The organism is Chitinophaga pendula, from assembly GCF_020386615.1.
Lineage (GTDB): Bacteria > Bacteroidota > Bacteroidia > Chitinophagales > Chitinophagaceae > Chitinophaga > Chitinophaga pendula.
The window spans coordinates 3,439,354-3,463,705 of sequence record NZ_CP077769.1 but is presented as its reverse complement, the minus strand read 5'-3'; the positions used below and the strand labels follow the sequence as shown (position 1 = coordinate 3,463,705).

Below are 24,352 nucleotides of genomic sequence, written 5' to 3'. Positions count from 1 at the left end.
AAAGTTTACTATTAGACTGCTGTTACGTCCTGGCTACGCTCTGTACTGTCGCATAGACCACCGAAAAAGACGCACCAGCTATCGAACGCAGTACACCTTTTGATGAACCGGAATCCGGTGCCAGCCGCCTGATACTGATGAAGAATGGTAATACGCTGTTTTTCTCCTTTACGCGCAAAAAAGGTATTGATGTCACCGTGTATACGCCTAAACATATGGTAAAAACGGTAGTTAATTCCCGTGTTACCTCCTGGAAGAACAAGAAGATGGGTGCAGCGCAACTCGAGAAGGAAGTAAAAACAACCTGTCCGGCTTCTTCTCTTATGACTACTTCAATGCCAACGAGAAGGAATATATCATCTATAATGACTACACCAGCAACACAGCGGGTGATAACGACGACTACCGCTCAAAAAGAAAGGTGAACTACGTCAGCAGAACTAACACCATCTGCGCGATATACGATGGTAAGGAGATCACAAAAACCTATCTGTATGGTGAGCCAAAGGGTAATGAATCCCGCTTTACACAGATGGAGATGATCTCTAAAGATGAAAGTGGAAAATCTTTCGCTACGATGATGATTGAAAGGAGTGGAGGTAGAAAGCAGGCCTATATCGTTTGGATAAATGTTTACGGTATCGCTTTCGTTTAGATGATGTTATTCTAAAGTTAATGTGATATCTCACTCCCCATACACATACTCCAGCCTTTGGTCATCTTCCAGTAGACGTTTGCGTAACTTCGTATAATCAACATCCTGTACTGCTACTTTATCCTTAATGGCTATCACAGCAGCAGTAGCGGCACTTTGTCCTAGTATCATAAACACAGGTTCCATCCGGATGGAGCCATACGCGATATGGGTGCTGGACAGGCATACCGGTACCAGCAGGTTTGCACACTCCGCCTTTTTCGGGACCAGTGAGCTATAGCTGATGCTGTAAGGTCTTTTCACATGTACCTCTATATCCCCCTCGTTCTGTACAAAGCCGTCCGGCTTTACATATCGTTGGGCATTATGTGAATCTAAAGTATAAGAGCCCATACCGACATGCTGCTTTACAGGGCGCGTACCCAATACATCGTGTTCGGTCATCACCTCCTGACCTATCATCCGCCGCGCTTCTCTTACATATAATTGATACGGCCAATAACCATTATCGGCGAATTCATCCTTAGCCAATCCCCATTGTTGCATCTCTTGTTTTATGGCTGTCGGCACCCGCGGATCATTCGCCAGGAAATACAGCAATCCCTGCTGATACTGAGTATGTTCGGCAACGATCTCTTTCCTGCGAGCATAGCTTGCTTCCGGATAATCATAGTTTTTACCGATGTAATCCATGCTAAAGGGACCATGGTTGTTAACGTCCGTTTTGAGGTTGGGAATAGGGTCAAATTTCTGGAACACCTCATTCCATCCGCTGGCCAACACGCGGGCAAGCAGTTCATATTGACCTGCATCATAACCTGCCGGCTTCGCTAGCGGTATGCGGTTAGCCGCATGTTTGGTGAGGCACAACCGGAAACAATACGCCTGTATCTTATCATCCCCGGCACCTTTTATACCTGGTGCTGCACCGGATACATTAGGCAGCAGTCCGCTACTACTGTCACCGGCTATACGATAAGGGCTGATATTGGTTTTGAAATGATGTCCATGGTGTAACACGCCTACCTGTACGCCGTTCCAGCTTTCGCCATATACGCTGTTGGCCTCCCTGCCTACATGATAGCGCACACCGGCAGCTGCCATCAGGTCACCCTCATAACTGGCATCTATAAACATTTTTCCGGTAAAGGTTTTATTGCTCAACGTGCGGATAGACACGATCCTTCCAGATTTCAGCTGTACCCCCTGCTCCCGGTCCAGCCATTCGTCGCGATATATGGTGATCTTGTGCTCCCGTATCCAGTCTTCGAATATCTGCTCCGCTACATGCGGCTCGAAGATCCACATGGTCCGCTCCTTACCATCTATGGCCGGCGTACCCTGACCTTTATTCCCATAAGACTCCTTGGATTGCCAGCGCCAGGTAGCAGCCTCTTGATAGTGTAAATATACCTGGTGATAGAAGGCCCGTGCCCACCCACCAATGACCGCTTTATTGCCAGTATCAGTAAATCCCAATCCGTTTGACGATAGCCCGCCTATATGTTGGTCTGGAGAAACGATGATGACGGTCTTACCCATCTGCTTCACCTGGAGCGCAGCCGTGATCGCAGCAGAAGTGCCACCATAAATGATCACGTCGGCTTGTAGCACGCGGGAAGAATACACAGGGAGCTGAAATGCAAGGATGCAAAGCAACAGGAAAATATAACGTGGATGTGTCATAGGGTCAGTTTTGCGTTAGGCGGTCAGTAAAATAGTAATAATTAGTAAGACCACATAACTCTACCGCAAACTACTAAGACATGGGTTTATTAGCTTGTTGCTGCTCTGCACGTTTTTGAGTACTGTTGCATGCGCCAGCCCCCATCGGTCTATCTGCGAGAGAATAGGTAATAAGGTACGGCCAAGGTCGGTAAGCTGGTATTCCGTCCGCTTGGGGTACACCTCTTCCGCACATTTATCGACAATACCATAAAAGAGTAATTCTGCCAGCTGTATCTCGATCACTCGCGTAGACGCTTCAGGAATATACCGGGCAATCTCACTTGGCCGCGTCACCCCCCTGTTGATAGCATCCAGGATACAGCATTTCCATTTACCACCCAGCACCTTCATCGCCAGCAGTAGGCCACAGTCCAGATCTTCTTCCATTTTTTTCGTATACATGCCTGATATCGTTTTGTCAGCTAAAATTACTCATTCCATCCCAAAACCTGCCCGCTATTCATACCGAATCTTTTTTCGGTTATTGTTACCCTCCCGGCAGCAAATGAAATTTGTACCCTAAATGAACCGAAATGCAGAAAGAACCAAAAATAAAAAGTCAATTCATGCCCGGCTGGATAGATGTAATTCCCTTGCTCATATGGATCGCCGTATTTTTCATGACCTGGCTGTTCATGCATGGCGCAGATCATTACCTGCAAATGACACCCGATGCCCTGGGACGATATTTCCCGCAACGCTGGTTCCTGATCGCGCATATCACCGCCGGGGGAGGAGCATTGATATCGGGTATCATACAGTTCTGGTCTAAACTCCGTAACTATAGCTGGAAATTACATCGCGTAATAGGATATATATACCTGTTGGCCATATTGGTCAGCAGCATTTGCGCATTGGTATTGGCCTCTACAACGGCATATGCCGTCAATTGGGCATACGCGTTCACATTGCAAGTTTGGGCCAGCGTCTGGATCAGCGCGACTTTCATTGCGTTCTATACAGCCGTACAGCAGCAATTCAAACTACATAAAGAATGGATGGTCAGAAGTTATATCATTACCGTCGCCTTCCTGATATCAGGATTCGCCTATAAGATCCCGTTTATACAGCAACTGGGGAGGTTTGAAGAAGTAACCGTACCATTGTTTTGGATGGGGTGGGCTGTGCCGCTCTATATCTACGAACTTACCCATAGCAGCCTGATCAAAAAGGGGAACAAACAAAATAAGGGGCGAACCCCTTCATAAATTCAGATTAATAACATAAACCAGGGCCAATAATAACAGGTTCTCATAAAAAAGGCAGGGCTGCCCGCTTTAATCAGCTTGGTAGCAGCCCTGCTCTAAAATGTTTAGTTACAAGGTCCTAACCATATCCAGGAAGGAGAACCGGTAGGCCATTGACCGGAAGAAGTACTAATTGCTTGATAAAGTTGATTGTTGAAAACAACCCGTTGGCCAGGGAAATAGGTGAATCCGAAAAAGAAGGGCTGCGCACCTACGCAGGAAACACGTGCAGCAACTCCGACAGGTAGTGCTTTAGGAGCAGCATTAACATTGGTAAGAAACAGGGAACCGCATAAAAGCAGCAGATAGGTTACTTTGATTTTCATGGAATTTATTTTTGATATACTCTAATTTATCCGGTTAGCGTGCTGCTGTCTTGCAGTTTGTTGAAAATCTTTCAGAAACTTACCTTGTAGTATATACTTGCCAGTTACCTGGTTCAAACCAACTCCCAATATGCTGTTCTTTCATATTAGGAGTTTTAAAATAGTATTCATTGGAATATGTATCATAGTAGTAATCTTCCTCCCAATCCTTAATATTGGCAACAATCTCCTCAATAGCATCTAGTATAAAATGAATCTCTGCATCCGTCATCGTCGGATGGATAGATAAACGTACCCATCCTGGCTTCTGCAATAAATCCCCCGAGCGGATAGCGTCCCATATAGCATAAGATTGTATCTGGCCTACATCGAGTAACAAATGCCCATAGGTCCCGGCACAGGAACAGCCCCCTCTCATTTGGATACCAAACCGGTCATTCAGTAATCGCACAAACAGGTTGTAATGTATTCCCGTCGTGAAAGAAACAACACCAAGGCGATCGGTCATGTTAGACTGAAGTACCTGCAGCTGAGGTATCCTGGACAACCTCGGAAAAATGATCGCTAATAACTCCCTTTCCCGTTGCAACATAGCCGGTACTCCCATGGCTTCTTTCAACCGTATACACATGCCTGCCTTGATCCCTTGCAGAAAAGGAGGGGTCCCGCCATCCTCCCGTTCCTCAATATCCGCAACGTATTCACGTCCCTGCCAGGGATTACTGTAATGTACAGTTCCACCGCCCGGATGATCTGGTACCCTGTTGCGGTAAAGATCTTTACTAAAAAGTAATACGCCGGGAGTCCCCGGACCTCCCAAAAACTTATGTGAAGAAAAATAAATCGCATCCAGGTGAGCATCGTATTCATCCGGATGCATATTAATATCGCAATAGGGCGCCGAACAGGCAAAATCGACAAAACATACACCTCCATACCGGTGAATAAGCTTCGCTATCTCATGGTAGGGCGTTACAATGCCAGTAACATTGGAACAGGCTGTTACTGCGGCGATCTTATTTGGACAATCCCTATATTCCTCCAGTAACACCGCAAAATGAGCCAGGTCTACCTGCCCATCCTGATCACAGCCAATAATGACCACCGTTGCAATAGTCTCCAGCCAACTAATATGATTACTATGATGCTCCATTGATGTTATGAAAACAACTGGTCGAAAGAACGCATCCCGCATCGAAAAATGCCCATAGTACCCGATACCGTCAGGTAGCCGTAACCCCAGTATCCGTTGCAATTTATTGACCGCACTAGTCATACCACTGCCACAGAAAAGTAATATATCATCCGCACCGGCATTGACATGTGCCTTCACAATCACTTTGGCCTCCGCATAAGCAGCAGACATGAGCGTACCGGTAATGGTCGTATGCGTGTGTGTATTACCTGCAAATGGAAGTATCTCTTGCTGTATATACATTTCAATAGGTCCATAGGCTCGCCCGCTAGCCGTCCAGTCGGCGTAGAGTAACTTTTGTTGACCGTAAGGTGTTTCGAAATATTGTCGCTGACCGATAATCTGCTTACGGTAAACAGAGAAATAATCGGCAGATGCGCTTTCGCATGATATAGGAACCGGAAACATAATTACCTGGATTTAGCCGTTGCAGATGATTTGAAAAGATCATGTGGTGGCTGGCTGAATCGCTCATGTAACCAGCGGGGCGCCAAAAAAAGTATACCTGCCAGTACCAGTAATATGGACAGTTGTACCAGCGATACCCGCTGAATAGGCTGCCGCTCTTTACGGTCACAAATCTCTCCCGGACAGTGCTGAATGGTATTCCTGAAAAACAATGGATAGACCAGGCACCCGAGGCAGATACCAAAAGCTGCTTCAAAAAATAGGAATAATAAACAGATAAGACATATTACCCCTGTGATCGGACTATATGCATTCTCAATAAGAAAGAAATAAGTCATCGTGGCAGACAATACAATCCCTATACTCCAGGCGAAACGCTTCTGCTTGGCCCCTACATATTCGGGTACCTGGTTACGGACCATCAACCGCCCGAGAATTATGGATGGTGAATACTTTGGATTGATAAATACCCGTATCAGCAGGTCAAGTAAAAAACTGGGAATGACATATTTGATAGGAATAAAATTGCTGTCAAAAAGGATGAATAACAGAGACGTATACGTCACTAAAAAAAGAATACCGGCGGAAGCCCTGATCTCTCTTTCATTAAGTACCGGGATTTCATACCCGGCTACCCGCTCGCCGAATTGTATAACGTTGTTCATGTTGATAAATGTTGTTGATGAATTATTTTGGTTGCCGGCAATGTAAAGGTAAATCCATAGCACTGTTCATATTGTCGCTGGTCAACAAACAACCGCTTTCAGTCCACAAACGGCAGCCAGTCGTCAAGCAAGAAGAGCAATTAGGAGATAGTAAAATATTTATCGACATTTATCCCATCAAATAACAGGATGAAAAGATTTTCAGACATAAGACGGTTTCAGTTATATGTATGGCTAATACCCGCCTTTTTTATACTAAACCTGCTGGGCAATATCGTTGAAGGCAAGGATAACCTGCCCCTGAGATCAGTAAACGAATGCTGGCTGGCTGTTTATTTATCAGTGACCAACTACCGATTACTGGAATATACTGTACCTAAGCTGAATTGGAAGAAGCCATTTTATGGTATAGCCATATTATTATGTTATGCCTTTGCCTATTCATTAGGTTTCTACATCTGGAGATTGGTAGGCATCAGCATACACATCTTTACCCCGTTGGGCACACCTGTACCTATACAAGAGAAAATAGGCGACCTAACCGGGTACAGTATAGGAGCCCTCTTATTTTTTGTCATCGTCAGACATGTTTTTAACTATATAAAACTGAAACAGTCGACACAACAACTGCGTATCGAAAGGCAACAGGCAGAATTGAATTTCCTGAAAGCACAGACCAACCCGCATTTCCTGTTTAATACCCTCAATAATATTTATGCACTGTCCAGGGAAAAATCAGATTTGGCACCCGAGTCTATCTTGCGCCTGTCCAAAATACTACGGCATATGCTGTATGATACAAGCGGCCCTTACATCGCTGTCGAACAAGATCTTAAGATCATAGAAGATTATATCGCATTGGAGAAACTTCGGTATGATGAGTCTCTCCACGTTAATTACAATTACGACCTCGAGGATGTTAAACAATCTCTGCCACCCTTACTACTGATTCCACTGGTCGAAAATGCATTTAAACATGGCGTATCCGAAACCAGGGAAATGCCTTTCATAGATATCCATCTGACTATAAAGAATCGGCAGCTGCTTTTTGTCGTAAAGAACTCGACCGGGGATGCTGCCAGCGATACGGAAATAAAAGGCAATATCGGACTCTCCAACCTTAGGCGACAGCTGGAACTATTGTATACTGACTACAGCCTGGAGGTGCAACAAAAAGAGTTTGTATTTACAGCCATCATGAAAATTAATCTCGCAAGCCATGTCCAAAATTAAATGTATCATAGTAGAAGATGAACCATTGGCCGCAAAAGTGCTAAGCGACTATATAGCAGCAGTTCCTTTCCTGGAACTGCTGAAAGTATGTAAAGATGCCATACTAGCAGCCGAATTCCTCCGACAGGAAAGTATAGATCTCATGTTCCTGGATATACATTTGCCCAAGTTGAAAGGCATGGCTTTCTTAAAGACCCTGGCAGATCCACCGGCAGTAATCATTACTACCGCATACCATCAATATGCGGTAGAAGGCTTCAATCTGAATGTAACAGACTATCTGTTGAAACCAATCGAGTTTGAAAGGTTTTTAACAGCTGTCAATAAAATAAGAATAGGGCAGGAGAAAACAACAAACGAAGCAAAGGATTTTATCTTTGTAAACGTACAGAAGAAAAAAGTGCGTATACCATTCTCAGAAATACTATACATCGAAAGCCAAAGGGAATACATCAAGATCGTTACCACAAAAGATACATACATCTCTAAAATGAGTACGAACGAGATCGAAGAAAGACTGCCCGTGGTTGCTTTTAAACGCGTACACCGGTCATTTATCGTTGCCGTAAATAAAATCGAATCTTACACAGCAGAGATCATAGAACTGAACGGGATCACTATTCCAATAGGAAGAGGATACAAAGATGTCATCGATGGCCTATAGACCCCAATGAGGTTATCCGGATCATCTCTTGTTGAATCCTGTTTAGAAAATTTATTAATAATTATTAAGAATATTTTTTTGTTTTTAAATTCCTTTTTCTATCTTCGATATACAAACAAGCGAGATTAGAACGACCAATTTAAACTCCCCCCTTGTTGACATCTGGAATACTTCTGTCTGTCAAATCCTTCGTTAACATTTAATCATAGTAAAGCCAGCGTAAAGCCCGAGACGCTAAATACTGTAATCCCAAAGCTGCGTTTTACAAAAAAAGCCAAAAGAAACATAAGTCATTTACACTGCCAACTCGAATGGAAGCTGCAGTAATACTATTATTGATACTTCAATAGTAGGTAATTTACTGTCATATTGGCAAACAGACGGCCTTATAAACCATAATAACACATATGAAAACGCTTGTCACAAAGAGTGTATATAGCTACACCCAAAGATCCCTGCTATAATACTGTCAGACATGGTATAGGAATACTCATACCTGTTAATTACCTGTATTCAAATACATACAGTCGTTGAAGGTGTTTATTAGTAAATAACGTTAAAGAATAAATAGTTTTTAACGTTAATAAGGAAAAGTCATGCCCGAAATGTTGATACGATATGTTATTTTATGTTTGATCTTTTTACTACCTGTGAACATTTCGGCACAGCAACATACCTCCGCGCCCATACCTTCTGCTACAACTGGTCGGGTCGATACAATAGGTACGTATGTATTGTCAGGGAAAATAGTCGATAAGGAAGGCAAAACGATACCAGATGCCTCTCTCTTACTTTTTCGTCTAGCAGACAGCACCCTCCTAAAAACAGCAATAAGTAATACGAATGGCGCTTTCCAATTCCCTGACCTGAAAAATGAAACATTGCTGCTAAAAATATCACACCTGGCCTATAAAGATACCGTAATGACTATCCATCACATCAGTAATGCCCAATACCTGCGTATCATATTAGATACACAACGATCTACTGAACTGAACGGTGTTACTGTTACCAGCCGTAAGCCTTTGATAGAAAGAAAAATAGATCGTACCGTCCTCAACGTTGAAAACAGCGTCTCGCTTGCAGGTAGCAGTGCTTTGGATGCATTGAAAAAAGCGCCTGGTGTGAGAGTAAGTGGAGAAACGAGTATTGATATTATAGGAAAAAGTAACGTACAGGTCATGATTAATAACCGGTTGATACAGGTGTCGGCAGCGGACCTGATGAACATCCTGAAAGCTATGCCGGCAAGTGACCTGGACAGGATAGAAGTGATAACGAATCCTCCTGCACAATATGATGCAGCCGGCAATGCGGGGTTGATCAACATCGTGACAAAAAAGAACCGCGTGGCTGGTGCAAGTGGCAGTATACAGGGTACCTACAGGCAAGCAGTATTCCCTTCTTTCGATGGTGGAGGCACATTTAATTATCTGCAAGGTAAATGGTCTATGATGGCTACTGCCAATGCTGGCAAACAATTAAATTACGGAGTAGGTGGAAATGACATATCCTATCCCACAGCAAGATGGAAGAATGAGGCAGATCATGTTACATCCTCTCGGCAATTCAATGGCTCCCTGTCTATAGATCGTGAGTTGAACAGTAGACAGCTGATAGGGATTAAGTATACCGCCACCAATGGATGGACCACGACAACGTCCGGTACAGATACCAGGATATTTAATGCAGGCAAATCGTCACCGGATTCACTTATAGCTACCAATAACTACACCCCGGTAGATACCCGGAGCCAAGATGTCAATTTCTACTTCGAACATAAATTTGATTCAACCGGAAAAAGACTGACAGCAGCAGCCGATTACTTTTTCTACGATAAAGGGCTTGATCAGACATTCACCAGCTACAATTACTTCCCGCAGGGAGTGAAGACCGGCGACTCTTCACTGGCACGTAGCCGTGCCGGACAGATTATACAGGTCTACACCGGACAGATAGACGTGGTACTACCCTTCAAGTGGATGGAAATGTCATTCGGCGGCAAAGCTACCTTTATCGACAATAGTAGCTATACGGACTATTATCAGGTGGCCAATGGCAACGCATACTACGACTCTTCCCGAAGTAATGCATTTGACTATACAGAAAAAACACAGGCACTATATTTCAGCACCAGCAAACGCTGGAACAAATGGGAATTTCAGGCTGGATTACGGGGAGAATTTACACAGACCAAAGGAATGTCCGTTACCTACCAGCAAACGACTAACAATAGCTATTTCAGGCTGTTTCCGACATTGTATATGCTGTACAGACAGCAGGAAGATCAGGTGTACGGCTTTTCTTATGGTCGCCGCATCAGCCGTCCCGGATATGCTAGGCTCAACCCTTTCCGCTGGTATGCAAGCCCCTTTTCATATGTAGAAGGTAATCCCTTCCTGCAGCCTGCTTATAGCAACAACTTTGAGCTGAAATATGATTATAAAGACCTGCTATCCTCACAACTGTACCTCAATATCCGGAACAACGGCTTTGACCAGATAGGGATACCAGATCCGATTACAAAGATTACAGGTGTTGTACAGCGGAATTTCCTCCAGGGATATAGTTACGGTATAATCGAATCCCTGAACCTGATGCCTGTAGATTGGTTGGAAAGCTATAACCAGGTGCAGGTATATCATAACCTTACCTTATCCTCAGATCCCAATACACAGTCCAGTATCGGTGGTTGGAGTGCATACCTGTCTTCAGACAACACGATTACGTGTAACAAACAAGGAACACTATTAGCCAATGTCAGCTGTTGGTATCAGTTCCCCGAAGTAGATGGCGTCGATAGGGTAGGGGCCTACTACAGCCTCGACCTGAGTGCAAGAATACTAATGTTCCGGAAACGGTTTACAGTGGCAGTACAGGCAACAGACTTGCTCAAAACGAATAAAGTCGTCATCCATAGCTGGACCAATGGAATGCCCCAGGTCTATGACAGCTACCCAGGCAATCGCACCATTAGAGTATCAATGGCGTATCGCTTCGGAAACAAAGGCAAAACGAGGAAGCAACACGAAAGTAATACAGAAGAAAAAAACAGGACCAACTGATAAATTTTTTACCGGTAAAAACAGGTAAACGACCCGAAGTGGCCATTTACGGTCGCCTTACCTGTACACATCAAACTATGCTTGATTCCCTAGGCATGGCGTTCCAGAAATGGCTCAATAACGTAAAACTTCAGCCAAAATTTTTTTAATCCCTTCAAAACTTAAAACAATGGGTAACAAAAATCTGCAAGAGTTACTGAAAAAAGTAATGATCGAAGAAAACCAAAAAGAAATCTCTTCCCTGGATGATTCTGCTGCTTATATGATCCGCGGTGGTAAAGAACTGGTATCAGGTATTGCCGTAGAAGGGTGCTCCAAAATCAAAGGTTGTGTGAAGTCAAAAGATGTACTGACCCCCACGTCACCTACTACTACAACTGCCAGCTTCTTTTAATATCTATTCGAGGGTGCAGGTATCATGACCTGCCCCTCGTTTATTGCCCGTTCTTCTCCACTCTTAAATCGCTTCCCTATGGACAAGCATAAAAAATCGTTCTACCTGGTACAATCCCGCGTACTCGACGAGGCCAACCCCGAACCCCAACAGGTAATATTTGCTACACGAACAGCTAGCATTATGGTCATCCGCAGCGAATACCTACAATATATGGAACAAAATGCCTTCGAACAGATACCGGCAGATATACTCAGCGATCTCGTTGCCATAGAAGCCATAGTGCCGGAAGAGCAGGACGAACTGTCCTATATATTGCAAGACAATCAGCAGGAGGTGGAAAAGGACGATACGCTGGACATAGTGATACAACCTGGAGCATCCTGTCAGCTGGGCTGCCATTACTGCGGTCAGAAACATAGCAACCATTACATGAGTAAGCCCCTGCAACAAAAAATGATCGACCGCATAATAGGTAAACTCAAAGAAAACAATATGAAGGAATTATCCATCACCTGGTATGGAGCAGAACCTTTAATGGCCGTCAGACAAATACGTGAAATGAGCGCTCCCTTACTGGAATATACTACTGCAATGGGCATCCGGTACTCCGCAAATATGGTCACCAATGGCCTCAGCCTCAAAGAAAACATATTCCGGGAAATGGTCGAACAATGGAAGGTCACCAATTTCCAGATCACCCTCGATGGTGTAGCCGCCTATCATGACAAAAACCGTTACACTAAACAAAACAAACCTACGTTCGATATCATCTTTAATAATATATTGAATATCGTCAACGCACCTTACTACAGGGCCTGCGGCGGTAGGCTCATGATCCGATGCAACGTGGATAAAAATAATGAACCCGGACTACAGGAATTTATCGCCCTCATGGCCGAACATAAACTACAAGAGAAAGTCGGATTTTATGTCATCCCTGTTCACAATTGGGGCGATAACCACGCTGGAGATGAAGTCGGAGTAGATAAAAGCGGATTCGCCATGGCCGAAATCGACTGGCTCCTGCAATTAATGCGATATGGATTTCAGGTAGATATCCTGCCAGAAAGATCAAAGATCGTTTGCAGCGCCGTAAAAAAACATTCAGAAGTATACGATGCGTTCGGTACCGTCTCGACCTGCTGGGAAGTACCTTATACACCACTATATACTAACACCGCTTACGAAATAGGCCATCTCAGCCTGCCATTTACAGAAGATGTAAGCAAAACACCTATGCGCGCCTGGAACACCGATCTTAAAGAAGGAAAAACATGGTGCGCAAAATGTAACCTGCTACCTGTATGCGGTGGTAGCTGCCCCATCCATTGGGAACATGGCATCCCCGCCTGCCCTTCCTTCAAATTCAATATCGAAGATCGTTTGATCTTAGCGTGGCTGGAAGATCGTCACCAAAGAAAAGTAAAAGTACTTCAGCATCAACAAGCGGAAAACTAAGCGCGTGTTCTATAAAAAGAAAATAGCCTTTCAACGTCAGTACGACGCCATGGACTGCGGGTCTACCTGCCTGAGCATGATCGCCAGATATTATGGCCGGTCATATGCCCTCGAACACCTGCGTAAATTGTCGTACATCGGCAAGGAAGGAGTGAACCTCCTTAATCTAAGCCACGCCGCTGAAAAGATAGGATTCAGGACCTTCCGCGCCAAACTGAATGCCCGCTCTCTGGCCGACGATTGCCCCTTGCCTTGTATCCTGCACTGGAATCAAAATCATTTTGTAGTGCTGTACGAGATCAAGCGCGATCTATTCGATCATAGCCGCGTCAGATATCGTATCGCCGACCCCGCTCACGGCATTGTAACAGTTGAAGAAAATACCTTCCTCAACGCCTGGGCCAGTACCGCTGACGAAAAGGGTATGGCACTACTCCTTGAACCAACCCCTGAATTCTATCAACAACAGGAAGTAAAACCCGAAAAAGGATTTTTCTTCATATTTAAATACCTGACCCCGCACAGGCAGTATATCACCCAGCTGTTTATCGGGATGCTCGCAGCCAGTATGATATCATTGGCATTTCCTTTCCTGACGCAACTCCTGATAGATCACGGCGTTCAGGCAAATAACCTTAACCTGATATACCTCATACTTATATCCCAACTATTCCTGTTTACTGGCAGCATGGCCATCGATATCCTGCAAAGCTGGCTGCTACTACATGTTAACATACGCATCAACCTGAATATTATATCAGATTTTCTTATTAAACTGATGCGCCTGCCAATTAAATATTTTGATACTAAAGCCATTGGAGACGTATTACAACGTATCAACGATCATCACCGCATAGAGACATTCCTTACAGGGATAACGTTAAGCACCCTGTTTTCATTTATAAACATCATCGTCTTTTCAATCATACTCGCATATTACAGCCTATTTATCCTCACCTTGTTTTTTACCTTCAGCACATTGGGGGTAGTCTGGATCTTCCTTTTTCAGAAAAAAAGAAAGCAGCTGGATTATAAAAGATTCGCCAGCAATAAAGAAAACCAGGACCGCCTGGTTGAGATGATCACAGGCATGCAGGAGATAAAACTGTATGGTAGTGAAAAAAGCAAACGATGGGGCTGGGAGCAACTGCAGGTGAAACTATTTAAACTCAACATTCGCAGCCTCGCATTGGAACAGTACCAGAAATCCGGATATGTTTTTCTCAACCAACTGAAAAATATATTGATCTCTTTTATCGCCGCCCGCGCAGTCATGCAGGGCGACTTGTCCCTGGGCGTACTACTGAGCATTTCCTATATCATAGGGCAGACCAATGGTCCGTTAGAACAACTGGTCGCCTTCGTACAGGCCGCACAGGATGCAAAAATCAGCATCGACAGGATGAACGAGATCCACGCCAAAGAAGAAGAGGAAGAAAGAGCTCTCGCCGCACAAAGTTTACCGGAACAGCTACCGGCCCTTTTACTGGACAATAAGGGAGTATTGACATTAGCAGATACGTTACAAGACCGCCAGGATATCATATTGGAAAATGTCTCTTTTCAATATGAAGGACCACATTCTCCCTATGTACTAAAAGACGTGACCTTGAAGATACCACAGGGTAAGATCACTGCCATCGTAGGCGATAGTGGAAGTGGAAAAACCACCTTGATGAAATTACTCTTGGGATATTACCTCCCTACAGATGGGCATATCTGGGTGGGGAACCGGCCATTGCATACCATATCCCCTAAATACTGGAGAACATGTTGCGGCACTGTCATGCAAGATGGATACATATTTTCTGACACCATCGCCAACAATATCGCGCTGGACGGAGAAGAAATAGATGATACCAGGATGCAACTGGCCGTAGAAACAGCCAACATCCGAACTTTCATCGAAAGCCGGCCACTGGGATACACCACGCGCATCGGGAATAATGGCACAGGTATCAGCGGGGGACAGCGCCAACGTATATTCATTGCCAGAGCAGTATACAAAGATCCACACTACCTGTTCATGGACGAAGCCACCAGTAGCCTGGATGCCAACAATGAACGCCTCATCATGAACAACCTCGATGCCTTCTTCGGAGGTAAGACCGTAGTGATCATCGCTCATAGACTCAGCACAGTAAAAAATGCTGACCAGATAATCGTCCTGCACAATGGCGCCATCGCAGAGCAGGGCAATCACCAGACACTCACACAACAAAGAGGATTTTATTACGAGCTGGTAAAAAATCAGCTGGAACTGGGAGATTAACATAATTATGCCCGAACAACATCGCCAAAATATATATGAACTGCGTAGCAGTGCCGTACAGGAGGTCCTTCGGAAGCCCCCCGCTTTCCTGATCGTCTGGGCCAACATCACTATTATCGTGATCATAGCGGTAGGATTCCTGCTGCTGTCAGTCATCACATTGCCGGCAGACGCTAATGCTGCCTATCAGCTCAAAGAGATTAACAGGAACACAGATAGCGCCGGTACAATACTGCTATCCACCTCCCTATCCACCAATGAACTGCAAACACTTCGCCTACCGGCCAAAGCATACTTGTACCCAGGAGGAGAAATGTTGAACAATAGCGGGGTATTTACCTGTAAGGTCGACACCGCATACCGGCATATGGGTAAAGTATACCTGCGTGCACAGACCCATACGCCTGCTGTCTTCGCTTTTCCAACTGGCAGGGTCCGGGTCGCCGGTCCGCCAGAAAGCTTGCTGCAAAGGTTCTTTAAAAAAATACACCTATGAAAATAGCGTACCTGATCACAGCATATCGCGATTTTGATCATCTCACCCGGCTGATCGATAACATACAGGGTGCCGATATAGATATATTCATACATATAGACCGCAAATGTCATTACACATTGCCGGATGACCTGCAACAAAAACTCATTAATCGTATACATCTGCTGGAAGATCGTTTCCTGGTAAGCTGGGGAGGATTCAACCTGACCCTTGCTTTTATCGCCTTAATGAACGCCTGCCGGGAACATGCCCATTATGATTGGATACTCCTGATCAGCGGTCAAGACTTTCCCATCGCCGGCAACGACGAAATAAAGGCATTCCTCGCCAGACACCATGGACAGGAATTCCTGGCCCATCACCCCTTGCCATTCGAAGGCTGGTATCATAGCAATGGTGGCCTCGATCGTTTCCAATATGAATGGCCGATCGACGAGATCGGATTTGTCGCGGCCCAAAAAATGGCAGAACAACAGCAGGCAACAGGTATACGAAGAGCGTTCCCGTTGCAACTGGCTCCCTATGGTGGCAGTTGCTGGCTCACGATCTCCTACGGCCTGATGGACTATATATGTAGCTACATAGAAGTAAACTTTTCCTGGATCTATCCATTCTTCAGAACTGTATTATTGGCTGACGAAATATTAATTCATTCCATCATCATGAATTCCCCTTATAGCACAAGGGTGGTAAACAACGACCTGCGTTATATTGACTGGCATACAGGGCCGGACTTTCCCCGCATTTTGACCATAGATGATGTCGATAGCATCGTAAATTCCGGCTGCCTGTTTGCCAGAAAATTTGATAGTCATATTGATAACATAGTCATCAACCAGCTCGAACAGCGCCGCCGCCGAATCATCCTAAATAAAATCTGATTATGATATACTTATCAGCACAGCCGGATAGCCTCTACATGAAATGGCAGCTGGAGGTACAGCTTTTCAACTTCAAGTCCCTGGGCATTCCAGCGGAAAATATACACGTGCTCATTGGTTACGATCCGGCAGAAGGATTGCAGTCCAAATTTGCAGAACTACTGCAAACACATCACGATTACGCATCTTTTTTCCTTTATGAAGATCGTCGCTTAGATCGCCAGTATTATCCTACTATACGTCCGCATATCATCAAACAGCATTTCCTGGCTTTTCCCGGCCTGGAAGATACCTGTGTTTTTTATCACGATGCTGATATCATATTTCGGGAAATACCTGAGTTCGATGTACTATGCCAACCGGGAGATAAATATTGGTATGTCTCCGATACCCGCTCTTATATCAACGCCGAGTGGATCAAACAAACCGGCCATATCGTACTGCAGGAAATGTGTATGGCAATAGATATGGACCAGCGCCTGGTCGAACAACATAACGAACATTCTGGTGGCGCCCAGTATCTCATGAAAGGAGCTAACTATCAATATTGGAATAAAGTAGAAGTGGATTCCCGGAAACTATATAAGCACCTATCCGGACAATACGACCGGTATGCAGCAATGTATACGGAGCAGACAGGAGAAGACGTAGGGGCGTACAAAGGAGTGCTACCCTGGTGCACCGATATGTGGACGGTTCTGTGGAATGCCATCGCGCTGGGACACCAGGTAAGGATACATCCCGTATTGGACTTCTGCTGGCCGGAAGACGACCTGCATCGTTGGGAAGAAACCCGGATATTGCATAATGCCGGCCTGGACAAAGAACATGCACATGAATATTTCTTTAAAAGCGATTTTAAAATACTACCACCGTATAATACCTCACTGGACTATGTCCGCAAAGACAAATGCACTTACAGATATGTAGAAGCCATACAGAAAAGTAAAGAAGCCTTTAAGATCGACCTGTCCGATGTCACTTTCCTGATCCCCGTGAGGATTGATTCCGACGATCGTTGGAATAATCTGAAAACAATCACCCACTATCTGCATAAATATTTCAAGACAAACATTATGATTTTGGAGGCAGATACTATCTCCAAAATAGATATTTCAATGCTGCCCCCTACCGTACAACACATATTTGTGAGGGATGAACAGTTCTGGTTCCATCGTACCAAGTATAATAATGAAATGATCCGGAGATGTAGTACCCCCTTTATCGCATTGTACGATACAGATGTAATCATAGACTATCATCAGCTCACCGAGGCAACATCGCTATTAAGGAGCGCCGCTTATCAGATTGTTTCTCCCTACGATGGCGCCTTCGTACGTGTAAACGAAAAAGACCAGAAGGAACTGTTCATGAAACAGCTGGACATAAGGATCATTAATAACGAGAATGCCGCCCACCGCGTAAAGTTTCATAAATCATGGGGAGGTGCTATCCTTCTCAACAAACAGGCATTCATAGAGAGTGGAATGGAAAACGAGGCATTCTATAAGTGGGGGCCGGAAGATATGGAACGTATAAGACGTATGGAGATCCTGGGATATAGCTTTACACGTGTCAAGGGACCACTCTTTCATATCGATCACGTGATCATGCACAATTCCGAATATTCTTCCTATGACGACTACTACGAATTGATGCAGTTGCAACTGAACATCATTAACATGGACGCTAAACAATTGAAAGAACATGTCGGAAGCTGGAGTTAAAATTTTGAATAGCAGTATAATAACAATAGAGGAAATGTATGCAAATACACTTCAGCAGTTGGCCGCGATACTGCAGACCAGGCATAACTTCACCGAAGAACCTGGCTTACTATATGGACATACCGGTATGTCCTTATTCCTCTTTTATTATGCCGCACAAACAGGTAATAAAACTGCTGGTGATACTGCCCAGGAGCTGCTCTTGTCCGCTTATAAAGAGGCTGTAAAAAAGGACAAACGAGATGTCAGACATGATATACCCGGCATCGGATGGTTCTTTTCACACCTGGTCCGCTATAGACTGATTGAGATAGACGCAGATGAACTACTGGACAGTGTAGATACTTTCGTTTTTGATGGGATACAACATCGCTTCAGTCATGTCTTAGGGGCTGGTGGCTTGCTGAGTAAAGGATCGTACCTGGTAGCGAGATACCATAGTACAACTTCCGGGTATAAAAAGGTTATGATCTCTGAAGTGATCGCATCAGTAGTAGACGAGATAAAGACTAAATTCCGCCAGGGCTGGCCAGACACGATAGGTAAAACCTACGACCGCTATTATAGTAATAGCCCGCTCGTTGCCTGGCAACATAAAACCAATAGTATCGCAGCTGTATTCTATTTCCTGACAACAGTAACTCCGCTGCAGATCTATCTGCCCATAGTTCGCCGGCTGATGGAAGAAACCGCAGGCTACCTGAGGAACCTCTGTCTCCGGGAATATCCCATCACCGCCGGGCAAGATGCAACAAGAAGCAGCTATACCTCATTGCTGAGGATATATCATGCACTTCATACAGGCGGAAATAATTACTTAGGAGATCTGGATGAAACTTTGATAACAAAGTTGGAACAACTACCGCCTGCTGACAAAAATACCGCGCCAGCACTAAAGGGTAGCTACCAGCCGGCCATGTTGTATAAATTGCTATCTATGATGGCGATACGGCAACCCGACAGTAATCAGTGGAAAGAGTTAGCAATCGCTGTACAGGAGCAACAACTGCTACAGATCCGGAAACAACTTCCGACTGTCCCCAATCTGGGTTTGCAGCAGGGCATCGCAGGAACCGGACTGGTACTACTGGAAGCCTTGACGGCACAACCTATCCCTTGGGAAGACGTACTACTGCTTCAGGGCGATTAATATTAAAATAGAAAAGCCGGCATTATGCCGGCTTTTCTATTTTAACCCCTCGCCAAACTCAATAAATGCCAATTCAAAGAAAAAATTTGCGTAGTTAAATAGCTACATGTATATTTGTAGTCAAATAGCTACGCAATGAATTTAAGACGAGATGTCTTCCAGGCCATAGCAGATCCGACCCGGAGAGCAATACTATTACTAGTCGCTTCACAATCAATGACAGCAGGAGCCATAGCCGCTAATTTCGATACGGCAAGACCTACCGTTTCCAAACATCTGCAAATATTAACTGAGTGCGAACTACTCAACCAGGAACAAAACGGCAGAGAAATCTATTATCACCTGAACCCCCAGAAAATAAAGGAGATAGCAGATTTTATTGAGCCCTTCCGCCAGTTATGGGAAGATAGATTTAATAAACTGGAGTCAATTATGAAAAACTACAAACCCAAAAAATAAGAGACGATGACAAAAAGAAACAAAATCATCTATTGGATCGCTACACTATGGCTCTCACTGGGAATGGTGTCAACCGGGATCGTACAGCTGTTAAAGGTGAAAGCAGAAGTAGAGGTCATTACACACCTAGGGTATCCCATTTATTTTCTTACAATATTAGGGATATGGAAACTGCTCGGTGCTATTGCAGTATTAATCCCTAGATTCCCGTTGCTGAAGGAATGGGCTTATGCGGGCTTCTTCTTTTCTATGTCAGGAGCAATACTCTCACATCTCGCATCGGGTGATCCTGTTGCGCAGATATTTCCTTCATTATTATTACTGTTACTGACTGTTACTTCCTGGTATTTCAGACCTGCAGCAAGAAAAATGGTAGCAACCCACGCATAGAAGAGAGCATATTTATAAATGCTACAGGGAATGTTATAAAGTATACCTATATCAGAAATAAGACAGGTTTATCTTTGAGGTGAAAGATAAACAGTCATGCCTCCAGTAAATATTTCCAGAAAAGATTTTATTAGAAATTCCTTTATGACCACGCTCGGCGTCGGTATTGCTCCCTCCTGGCTCATAGGTAAAGGAGGAGAAACTCCCGTGTCGCTTAAAGAACCGCTGACTATACTAAAAAGGCTGAAGTTGAAGAATGTACGGTTGGAGACCGGCTTCGAATACGATGGGGAGGAAGTAATAGCCACCAAAACAGACCTTTTTACCGTCGAAATTGTCGACGGCAAGTTCGCGGCTATTTTACCGAATGCGCCATCCGCAAGTGCCGTAGATGCAAAAGGACTGCTAATGCTACCTTCCTTCAGGGATATGCATATTCACCTTGACAAAACTTTTTATGGGGGCTCCTGGCAAGCGGTAAGGAAAAGAACGGGAGGCGTAAAAGGGATGATCGCATTGGAACAAAAGATCCTGCCCGAAATGCTGAAGACCTCTACAGAACGGGCAGAAAAATTGATAGCGCTACTACAGTCCTGCGGTTCTGGCTTCGCCAGAAGTCATGTGAATATCGAACCTACCTCCGGGCTGACTTCTTTAAAACACCTGCAGCAAGCACTGGAACGCAAAAAACAGGGTTTCGAAGCCGAACTGGTCGCGTTCCCCCAGCATGGTCTCTTTTATACAGATGCTGCACCGTGGATGAAAGAAGCCGCCCAAATGAATATCGATTTTATTGGAGGAGTAGATCCTTACACTGTTGACGGAGAGATCAAAAAACCAATGGACTTTATCATAAAGCTGGCATTGGATCATAACAAAGGCATTGATATCCACTTGCATGAATCCGGAGATTCAGGCCTGAAGACAGTAGAATATCTGATAGATAGAGTGAACGAAAACCCCGTATTAAAAGGGAAAACCTACCTGAGCCACTGTTTCGTGTTGGGAAGACTGGAGAAATCCAAACAGGAAGAAATGGCAGATAAGCTGGCACAGGCGCAGATCGGTATAATGTCGACCATTCCCTTCGGTGGACTGATCATGCCTATTCCCACCCTTTATAAATACGGCGTACAAGTAGGTACTGGCAACGATAGTATCATCGATCACTGGAATACCTGGGGAACCGGAAGTGTACTGCAAAAGGCTAATCTGATGGCACAATTGTATGGATACGGGACAGAATACCAGCTGTCCAGGAGCCTGAAGCTCGCTACCTACAACCTTGTACCACTGGATGATAAAGGCAAACAGCAATGGCCTGGGATAGGAGATGATGCTAATGTAGTATTAATAGACGCCAGCTGTTCCGCAGAGGCTGTATCCAGAATATCACCTGTCAGGTCACTTATTCACAAAGGAACGGTGGTATTTTGAGCCCGGCTGGCACAGGGCGCTGGGTATATTGCAGGCGGTCAGGAAGGCTAGATTATTTTTATTAATTTAGCCGGGAGGGACAATAGCCCGACAGATAAGTTTTATCTCGCCGTAGGCCGCTCCCTTGATGTAAACGATGCGGCATAAACAGGCGAAATATAAAGATCATTTCCCGGTACTAAATATTCAGGAATTCAGTAAGGATAATGCTGATGAGAGCGTGTTGTTTCATGAGCTTCATGGAGAACGAGCTATTGAGGAGCCGCATAAACACGATTTTTTTATCGCAGTATTATTTGGACAGGGGAGTGGTACGCATACGATTGATTTTGTAGAATATCCTATCGGCCGCTGGCAGTTACACCTGGTATTTCCAGGTCAGGTCCATCAGTGGCGGATGGAAAAGGAAACAATCGCCTGTCAGCTGATGATAGAAAATAGATCTTTTGAAGCATTAATGCCTGATCTGCGCTTCCCGGCTATTTTCTATCAGCAGCATCCCGTTATGGAGTTGAAGGAAGATATGTATAAGATGATATTATACGAATTCCTTTGCGTACAAAAAGAATTGAAAGAATCAGTAATATTCCCAGATTTGATACGGGCCCGTTGTGGAGTCTGTGGTTTATTGATCAGCAGAATAGCAGAAAAACGGTTTAAAGAAGCGGTTAATTACAACACACATCCTATCCTTACCCGTTTTGTCAACCTGATCGATAAACACTACAAGGAAGAGCATGCCGTAGCCTTCTATGCAAATGAGATTAATATTTCTCCAAACTACCTGAACATGGTCTGCCAGAAACAGCTAAATGTCGCTGCCTCTTCTCTGGTGCAGAGCCGTCTGGTACTCGAAGCAAAAAGATTGCTGAAAGCCTCCCGGATGACAGTCAAGGAAATTGTCTTTGATCTAGGGTTTTATGATCACGCGAGCTTCTCCAAATTTTTCAAATCCCATACAGGAATGACCCCTTCAGCTTTTAAAGAGTTGAAATAAATGCAGGGAATATTATACTTCCACCAACTGCTTCAGGCCATTTACTACTATTTCCCAGTTTCCAACCGAATGTTGGGCTTTTTCTTCGTTGTAATTGGATTGTGTGATCGTCAATTGCGTTGCTCCCGCTAAATCCCTTACTTCATAGGTAACCTGTAAGTAATTGGCTGGCTCGTCAGGCAAACCACTCCAACTGCTCAAGTAGGAGAAGGAGAGTAACTGCTCCGGCACGAATGTCAATACTATTCCCTTATCTACATAATTAGTACCCTCATATTCACCGGTCCAGGTAATAGGATGACCGACCTGCCAATCTGTTTTCTGCTGCGAACCAAAGAAATATTTTTTTACAAGTTCCGCCTTCGTAAGTGCCTCTCATACCTTTGCTACAGGAGCCTGGACCGTTGTTTGATAGGTAGAAATGAAATTTGTTTGCATAGTACTGCTGCTTGCTAAAGTGATGCTATCGGTTCAAATAGATAATCTATCTCGAGTACAAGTTTAACACGATAACCTAATTCAGTCATTAAAGGTAATATCTGTTCATTCAGCTCCTGCTTATTCATCACCTCTACCTGGATGATAGGTTTGAATCGCTGAATGATACCGCGGCCTCCCCTGATGACTTTCTCCTCAAAACCCTGCACGTCCATTTTGATAAAATCCAATCGGGTAAGACGTGACGACAACAGATTGTCTAAAGAATCGATCTCGAAACCTCCATCAGCATCTTCCTTTAAAAAAAGACCTCCATGATTTACTTGAGAGACGCTGTCCGTGATATTAACATCATCTCTGAAGTTAGAAGCCGCCCGTGTTTTATATTCACCTAAGCCACAGTTGAAAGCCATTACAGCCTGTGTCTTGTTATTCAAAGCAATGTTTTGTTGCAGAATATCAAAGATTTCTTTCTGTGGCTCAAAACAATATACCTCAGCCGCCTGACAGATCGTGGCGAAATAAATCGCATGATTACCAATATTAGACCCTGCGTCAATAACAACACCGTCTGCCGGTATAAACGAACGAATCCTTTCAAGATCGTGTATATCAAAAAAGGTCTGCTTCGCTACAATATTGTAAGAAATATAATCCCGGATATCCGGCACCCTAAATACGATCGGCGTACCCTGATAACTAAACTTAAAGATATTGTTGGCTGCATCAAACCCCGGTGCAATAGAAGCCTGTTTGATACGTTGATTGAATTTTGCGATTTCTACGCGGTCTTCAATAGACTTTTTTACTGGCCTTAACATCCGGGCAAATTTCACCGCTAATTTGCTGAGCATATAGTGTTTTCTCGTGTTTATGAAATTGTTTTATCTATAACCCCTACTTGCACTTCGCACAAGCAAAGATAATACCACATACCTGGTATATTGAATTTTAAGTGATAGGCATCGCTTGTAAATGATTGTCTTTTCCAGTTCACTTTAAGTCCTATGAGGTTATAAGGTGCTCAAGTTAGGTAATCTTTTAATATAATTATTGAAAAAATA

The 24,352-nt window shown here is 44.3% G+C and carries 23 protein-coding genes and 1 pseudogene; 16 read left to right on the top strand and 8 right to left on the bottom strand.

The window, feature by feature from the left end:
- Positions 1 to 11 precede the first annotated feature (11 nt).
- Positions 12 to 215, bottom strand: coding sequence for a hypothetical protein (locus KTO58_RS12105; RefSeq protein ID WP_157753010.1), 204 nt, complete (start codon positions 213 to 215; stop codon positions 12 to 14).
- 206 nt (positions 216 to 421) lie between these two features.
- On the opposite strand from KTO58_RS12105, the gene KTO58_RS12100 reads away from it, so the two are divergent.
- Positions 422 to 655 carry a hypothetical protein gene (locus tag KTO58_RS12100; RefSeq protein ID WP_157753011.1) on the top strand — a complete coding sequence of 78 codons (234 nt, stop codon included), beginning with the start codon at positions 422 to 424 and terminating at the stop codon, positions 653 to 655.
- Positions 656 to 685: 30 nt separating this feature from the next.
- Here KTO58_RS12100 and KTO58_RS12095 read toward each other — a convergent pair whose 3' ends face one another.
- Together KTO58_RS12095 and KTO58_RS12090 are read right to left on the bottom strand one after the other, a co-directional pair.
- Positions 686 to 2,341, bottom strand: a complete 1,656-nt coding sequence (locus tag KTO58_RS12095; RefSeq protein WP_095839114.1) for an FAD-dependent oxidoreductase — start codon at positions 2,339 to 2,341, stop codon at positions 686 to 688.
- A 60-nt stretch (positions 2,342 to 2,401) separates the two neighbouring features.
- Positions 2,402 to 2,785, bottom strand: coding sequence for a winged helix-turn-helix transcriptional regulator (locus tag KTO58_RS12090; protein ID WP_095839115.1), 384 nt, complete (start codon positions 2,783 to 2,785; stop codon positions 2,402 to 2,404).
- Positions 2,786 to 2,916: 131 nt separating this feature from the next.
- Here KTO58_RS12090 and KTO58_RS12085 point away from each other — a divergent pair, with 131 nt between their 5' ends.
- On the top strand, positions 2,917 to 3,591 hold the full coding sequence (locus tag KTO58_RS12085) for a DUF2306 domain-containing protein (protein ID WP_095839116.1): 675 nt from the start codon (positions 2,917 to 2,919) through the stop codon (positions 3,589 to 3,591).
- Positions 3,592 to 3,695: 104 nt separating this feature from the next.
- On the opposite strand, the gene KTO58_RS12080 is transcribed toward KTO58_RS12085, so the two are convergent.
- The 3 genes from KTO58_RS12080 to KTO58_RS12070 all read right to left on the bottom strand — a co-directional run bounded on the left by KTO58_RS12080 (position 3,696) and on the right by KTO58_RS12070 (position 6,224).
- A complete protein-coding gene (locus tag KTO58_RS12080) occupies positions 3,696 to 3,956 on the bottom strand; it encodes a hypothetical protein (RefSeq protein WP_157753012.1) in 261 nt (86 codons plus the stop codon).
- 79 nt (positions 3,957 to 4,035) lie between these two features.
- On the bottom strand, positions 4,036 to 5,559 hold the full coding sequence (locus KTO58_RS12075) for an aminotransferase class V-fold PLP-dependent enzyme (protein WP_095839117.1): 1,524 nt from the start codon (positions 5,557 to 5,559) through the stop codon (positions 4,036 to 4,038).
- Positions 5,560 to 5,561: 2 nt separating this feature from the next.
- Positions 5,562 to 6,224 carry a DUF4395 domain-containing protein gene (locus KTO58_RS12070; protein WP_095839118.1) on the bottom strand — a complete coding sequence of 221 codons (663 nt, stop codon included), beginning with the start codon at positions 6,222 to 6,224 and terminating at the stop codon, positions 5,562 to 5,564.
- A gap of 189 nt (positions 6,225 to 6,413) precedes the next feature.
- Between KTO58_RS12070 and KTO58_RS12065 the strand changes: the two genes are divergently transcribed.
- The 14 genes from KTO58_RS12065 (at position 6,414) to KTO58_RS12000 (ending at position 22,850) form a co-directional block, all read left to right on the top strand.
- The gene (locus tag KTO58_RS12065; RefSeq protein WP_095839119.1) at positions 6,414 to 7,457 is read left to right on the top strand and encodes a sensor histidine kinase; all 1,044 of its coding nucleotides are present in this window, start codon (positions 6,414 to 6,416) and stop codon (positions 7,455 to 7,457) included.
- Positions 7,444 to 8,121: a LytR/AlgR family response regulator transcription factor gene (locus KTO58_RS12060; protein ID WP_095839120.1), complete on the top strand. Its 678-nt coding sequence runs from the start codon at positions 7,444 to 7,446 to the stop codon at positions 8,119 to 8,121. Before KTO58_RS12065 ends, KTO58_RS12060 begins: the two co-directional genes overlap by 14 nt.
- A gap of 596 nt (positions 8,122 to 8,717) precedes the next feature.
- Entirely contained in the window at positions 8,718 to 11,186 is a 2,469-nt protein-coding gene (locus tag KTO58_RS12055) for a TonB-dependent receptor (RefSeq protein ID WP_095839121.1), read from the top strand.
- A gap of 169 nt (positions 11,187 to 11,355) precedes the next feature.
- Positions 11,356 to 11,580, top strand: a complete 225-nt coding sequence (locus KTO58_RS12050) for a hypothetical protein (protein ID WP_095839122.1) — start codon at positions 11,356 to 11,358, stop codon at positions 11,578 to 11,580.
- Positions 11,581 to 11,658: 78 nt separating this feature from the next.
- Positions 11,659 to 13,041: a radical SAM/SPASM domain-containing protein gene (locus tag KTO58_RS12045; RefSeq protein WP_198314931.1), complete on the top strand. Its 1,383-nt coding sequence runs from the start codon at positions 11,659 to 11,661 to the stop codon at positions 13,039 to 13,041.
- A 4-nt stretch (positions 13,042 to 13,045) separates the two neighbouring features.
- Positions 13,046 to 15,313, top strand: a complete 2,268-nt coding sequence (locus tag KTO58_RS12040) for a peptidase domain-containing ABC transporter (protein WP_225860218.1) — start codon at positions 13,046 to 13,048, stop codon at positions 15,311 to 15,313.
- A 7-nt stretch (positions 15,314 to 15,320) separates the two neighbouring features.
- Complete coding sequence (locus tag KTO58_RS12035; RefSeq protein ID WP_095839125.1) at positions 15,321 to 15,809, top strand: hypothetical protein; 489 nt, start codon at positions 15,321 to 15,323, stop codon at positions 15,807 to 15,809.
- Positions 15,806 to 16,690 (top strand): beta-1,6-N-acetylglucosaminyltransferase, encoded by an 885-nt coding sequence (locus KTO58_RS12030; RefSeq protein ID WP_095839126.1) that lies wholly within the window; start codon positions 15,806 to 15,808, stop codon positions 16,688 to 16,690. Before KTO58_RS12035 ends, KTO58_RS12030 begins: the two co-directional genes overlap by 4 nt.
- Before the next feature lie 2 nt (positions 16,691 to 16,692).
- Positions 16,693 to 18,417 carry a galactosyltransferase-related protein gene (locus tag KTO58_RS12025; protein ID WP_095839127.1) on the top strand — a complete coding sequence of 575 codons (1,725 nt, stop codon included), beginning with the start codon at positions 16,693 to 16,695 and terminating at the stop codon, positions 18,415 to 18,417.
- Positions 18,418 to 18,451: 34 nt separating this feature from the next.
- The gene (locus KTO58_RS12020) at positions 18,452 to 19,567 is read left to right on the top strand and encodes a glycoside hydrolase family protein (RefSeq protein WP_095839128.1); all 1,116 of its coding nucleotides are present in this window, start codon (positions 18,452 to 18,454) and stop codon (positions 19,565 to 19,567) included.
- Positions 19,568 to 19,702: 135 nt separating this feature from the next.
- On the top strand, positions 19,703 to 20,026 hold the full coding sequence (locus KTO58_RS12015; protein WP_095839129.1) for an ArsR/SmtB family transcription factor: 324 nt from the start codon (positions 19,703 to 19,705) through the stop codon (positions 20,024 to 20,026).
- 6 nt (positions 20,027 to 20,032) lie between these two features.
- Positions 20,033 to 20,416, top strand: a complete 384-nt coding sequence (locus tag KTO58_RS12010; protein WP_095839130.1) for a DoxX family protein — start codon at positions 20,033 to 20,035, stop codon at positions 20,414 to 20,416.
- Between the two features lie 144 nt (positions 20,417 to 20,560).
- Positions 20,561 to 21,853 carry an amidohydrolase family protein gene (locus tag KTO58_RS12005; protein WP_225860216.1) on the top strand — a complete coding sequence of 431 codons (1,293 nt, stop codon included), beginning with the start codon at positions 20,561 to 20,563 and terminating at the stop codon, positions 21,851 to 21,853.
- A 136-nt stretch (positions 21,854 to 21,989) separates the two neighbouring features.
- Positions 21,990 to 22,850 (top strand): helix-turn-helix domain-containing protein, encoded by an 861-nt coding sequence (locus KTO58_RS12000; RefSeq protein WP_095839131.1) that lies wholly within the window; start codon positions 21,990 to 21,992, stop codon positions 22,848 to 22,850.
- Between the two features lie 12 nt (positions 22,851 to 22,862).
- Here KTO58_RS12000 and KTO58_RS11995 read toward each other — a convergent pair.
- Positions 22,863 to 23,213: pseudogene (locus KTO58_RS11995) on the bottom strand (SRPBCC family protein); the annotation flags it as partial.
- An 89-nt stretch (positions 23,214 to 23,302) separates the two neighbouring features.
- Complete coding sequence (locus KTO58_RS11990; protein ID WP_095839133.1) at positions 23,303 to 24,142, bottom strand: FkbM family methyltransferase; 840 nt, start codon at positions 24,140 to 24,142, stop codon at positions 23,303 to 23,305.
- Positions 24,143 to 24,352 lie beyond the last annotated feature (210 nt).

Coding starts and splice junctions, on each gene's coding strand:
- KTO58_RS12015 (WP_095839129.1), top strand. CDS start 19,703: ATGAATTTAAGACGAGATGTCTTCCAGGCCATAGCAGATCCGACCCGG.
- KTO58_RS12080 (WP_157753012.1), bottom strand. CDS start 3,956: ATGAAAATCAAAGTAACCTATCTGCTGCTTTTATGCGGTTCCCTGTTT.
- KTO58_RS12050 (WP_095839122.1), top strand. CDS start 11,356: ATGGGTAACAAAAATCTGCAAGAGTTACTGAAAAAAGTAATGATCGAA.
- KTO58_RS12095 (WP_095839114.1), bottom strand. CDS start 2,341: ATGACACATCCACGTTATATTTTCCTGTTGCTTTGCATCCTTGCATTT.
- KTO58_RS12005 (WP_225860216.1), top strand. CDS start 20,561: ATGACCACGCTCGGCGTCGGTATTGCTCCCTCCTGGCTCATAGGTAAA.
- KTO58_RS12070 (WP_095839118.1), bottom strand. CDS start 6,224: ATGAACAACGTTATACAATTCGGCGAGCGGGTAGCCGGGTATGAAATC.
- KTO58_RS12065 (WP_095839119.1), top strand. CDS start 6,414: ATGAAAAGATTTTCAGACATAAGACGGTTTCAGTTATATGTATGGCTA.
- KTO58_RS12030 (WP_095839126.1), top strand. CDS start 15,806: ATGAAAATAGCGTACCTGATCACAGCATATCGCGATTTTGATCATCTC.
- KTO58_RS12025 (WP_095839127.1), top strand. CDS start 16,693: ATGATATACTTATCAGCACAGCCGGATAGCCTCTACATGAAATGGCAG.
- KTO58_RS12075 (WP_095839117.1), bottom strand. CDS start 5,559: ATGTTTCCGGTTCCTATATCATGCGAAAGCGCATCTGCCGATTATTTC.
- KTO58_RS12035 (WP_095839125.1), top strand. CDS start 15,321: ATGCCCGAACAACATCGCCAAAATATATATGAACTGCGTAGCAGTGCC.
- KTO58_RS12105 (WP_157753010.1), bottom strand. CDS start 215: ATGTTTAGGCGTATACACGGTGACATCAATACCTTTTTTGCGCGTAAA.
- KTO58_RS12020 (WP_095839128.1), top strand. CDS start 18,452: ATGTATGCAAATACACTTCAGCAGTTGGCCGCGATACTGCAGACCAGG.
- KTO58_RS11990 (WP_095839133.1), bottom strand. CDS start 24,142: ATGCTCAGCAAATTAGCGGTGAAATTTGCCCGGATGTTAAGGCCAGTA.
- KTO58_RS12010 (WP_095839130.1), top strand. CDS start 20,033: ATGACAAAAAGAAACAAAATCATCTATTGGATCGCTACACTATGGCTC.
- KTO58_RS12085 (WP_095839116.1), top strand. CDS start 2,917: ATGCAGAAAGAACCAAAAATAAAAAGTCAATTCATGCCCGGCTGGATA.
- KTO58_RS12090 (WP_095839115.1), bottom strand. CDS start 2,785: ATGTATACGAAAAAAATGGAAGAAGATCTGGACTGTGGCCTACTGCTG.
- KTO58_RS12045 (WP_198314931.1), top strand. CDS start 11,659: ATGGACAAGCATAAAAAATCGTTCTACCTGGTACAATCCCGCGTACTC.
- KTO58_RS12060 (WP_095839120.1), top strand. CDS start 7,444: ATGTCCAAAATTAAATGTATCATAGTAGAAGATGAACCATTGGCCGCA.
- KTO58_RS12000 (WP_095839131.1), top strand. CDS start 21,990: ATGCGGCATAAACAGGCGAAATATAAAGATCATTTCCCGGTACTAAAT.
- KTO58_RS12055 (WP_095839121.1), top strand. CDS start 8,718: ATGCCCGAAATGTTGATACGATATGTTATTTTATGTTTGATCTTTTTA.